General features: G+C 67.7%; 2 protein-coding genes. Both read left to right on the top strand.

What is annotated here, in order from left to right:
• On the top strand, nucleotides 1-775 hold a 775-nt coding region (locus FVW20_RS13435; RefSeq protein ID WP_196610007.1), incomplete at its 5' end, for a glycosyltransferase family 9 protein.
• A 192-nt stretch (nucleotides 776-967) separates the two neighbouring features.
• On the top strand, nucleotides 968-2,077 hold a 1,110-nt coding region (locus FVW20_RS13440; RefSeq protein ID WP_372435003.1), incomplete at its 3' end, for a CgeB family protein.

The raw sequence follows: 2,077 nt of genomic DNA on the forward strand, positions 1-2,077 counted from the left end.
GGGCATCGGCGTGGTGCTGGCCGGGCGCATGTCGCGCCGGTCGCTGCCGCCCGATGCGCTGGCGGCCTGCCTGCGCGCCGTGTTCGAGGGGCTGGGCGGCCCGAGGGTAACCTTTTTCGGAACCAAGGCCGAGCGCCCGTTGCTGCGCAAGGTGCTGGACCATCTGCCCGCATCCGTGGCGGGGAATTACGACGATCTCGTGGGCCGCACCGGCTGGGCGGACCTTGCCGATGCCCTTGCGGGACTGGACACGCTGCTCACCCCCGATACCGGCACCATGCACCTTGCCGCCCACCTTGGCGTGCCGGTGCAGGGTTTCTTCCTGTCCTCGGCGTGGTGCCACGAAACGGGACCCTACGGCCCCGGCCACCGGGTGTGGCAGGCCATCCTGGACTGCCTGCCCTGCCTTGAGGCGCGGCCTTGCCCCATCGGGGTGCAATGCCTGGATGCCTTCCGCTCGCGCGAGTTCCTGTCCTTTCTCTCCGGACGCCCCGGCGACCGTCACCCGCCCGGCATGCTGGGCATGGTCTCCGCCCTCGACGACGTGGGGTCCACCTGGCTCACCGTGTTCGGCGAAGACCCGTCCGCGCCGCGCCGGGTGGAGCTGCGGGCGCTGGTGGGCGAGTACCTTGGCCTGTTCGCGGGCGAGGATCTGACGGACCACGACCTGGCCCGCCTGCTGTACCACGAGGCGGACTGGATGCTGCCCGGCCCGGAAGGGGCGGCCTTTGCCGCGTTCGACCCGTTTGCGGACCAACCGCAGCGCAATGCATGAAGGATTGTGCTGACTGAAGGTTGAAGTTCAACTTTAAGGTTTGCAGGGCGAAACCTGCCCCGCGTCCCGAAGTTTCCGTTTTCACGCTCCGCCGGGATACCGGTACGAGGTTCGCGCATGACCCAGTCTTTCGGCACTCCTCCGTTTTCCGCGTCTGCCGTGTCCGGCGCGTCTGCCGCACCCGGCAGCATCATGCCCCGCCTGCGCGTGCTGGTGGTGCTGCCCATGTACGGCGGTTCCCTGCCCATCGGGCGGTATTGCGTGGATGCCCTGCGCGACCTGGGCCATGTGGTGGAAACCTTCGAGGCGCCGTCGTTCCTCGGGGCGTTCACGGCGCTGAAGGATCTGAAGGTTACGGCGGACCGGCTGGAGTTTCTGGAAAACTCGTTCCTTCAGGTGGTGTCGCAAGCGGTGCTGGCCAAGGTGGAAACCTTCGGGCCGGACCTTGTGTTGTGCCTGGCGCAGGCCCCGCTGAACCATCAGGCCCTCAAGCGATTGCGGCGCGACAACGTGGCCACGGCCATGTGGTTCGTGGAAGACCACAAGGTGTTCACCTACTGGCGGGCCTTTGCGCCGTTCTACGACGTGTTCGCGGTGATCCAGCGCGCCCCCCTGCTGGACGAACTGGCCGCCATGGGCGTGCGCGATGCGCTGTACCTGCCCATGGCTGCGCTGCCGTCCTTTCACAAATCACTTGAACTTTCTCCGGTGGAACAGCGCCGCTACGGGGCCGACGTGGCCTTTCTGGGCGCGGGCTATCCCAACCGGCGCGTGGCCTTCCGCCAACTGGTGCATCTGGACTTCAGGATATGGGGCACGGAATGGGACGGAGAGCCCCTGCTGGCGCGGCACGTGCAACAGGGCGGGGCGCGGGTGTCCGCAGAGGATTCGGTGAAGATCTACAACGCCAGCCGCATCAACCTGAACCTGCACTCCAGCATCCAGTCGCGCACCCTGGTCACCGGCGGGGACTTCGTGAACCCGCGTACCTTCGAACTGGCCAGCATCGGGGCCTTTCAGCTGGTGGACCGGCGCACCCTGATGGATGAACTGTTCGCCGAGGATGAACTGGCCACCTTCGATTCCATGGACGGGCTGACGGCGGCCATCGCCCACTACCTGGCCCACCCGGAAGAACGGCAGGCCATGGCGGCCCGTGCCCGGGCACGGGTGCTGGCGGAGCATACTTACCAGCACCGCATGCGCACGCTGCTGGAGTTCATCGCCCAGCGCCGCCCCGGCTGGCCCGCCCCGCGCGCCGCCGACGCAGGTCTGCCCGCCGACCTTCCCGAGGACATGCGC

Source organism: Nitratidesulfovibrio oxamicus, from assembly GCF_015731765.1.
Classification (GTDB): Bacteria; Desulfobacterota; Desulfovibrionia; order Desulfovibrionales; family Desulfovibrionaceae; genus Cupidesulfovibrio; species Cupidesulfovibrio oxamicus.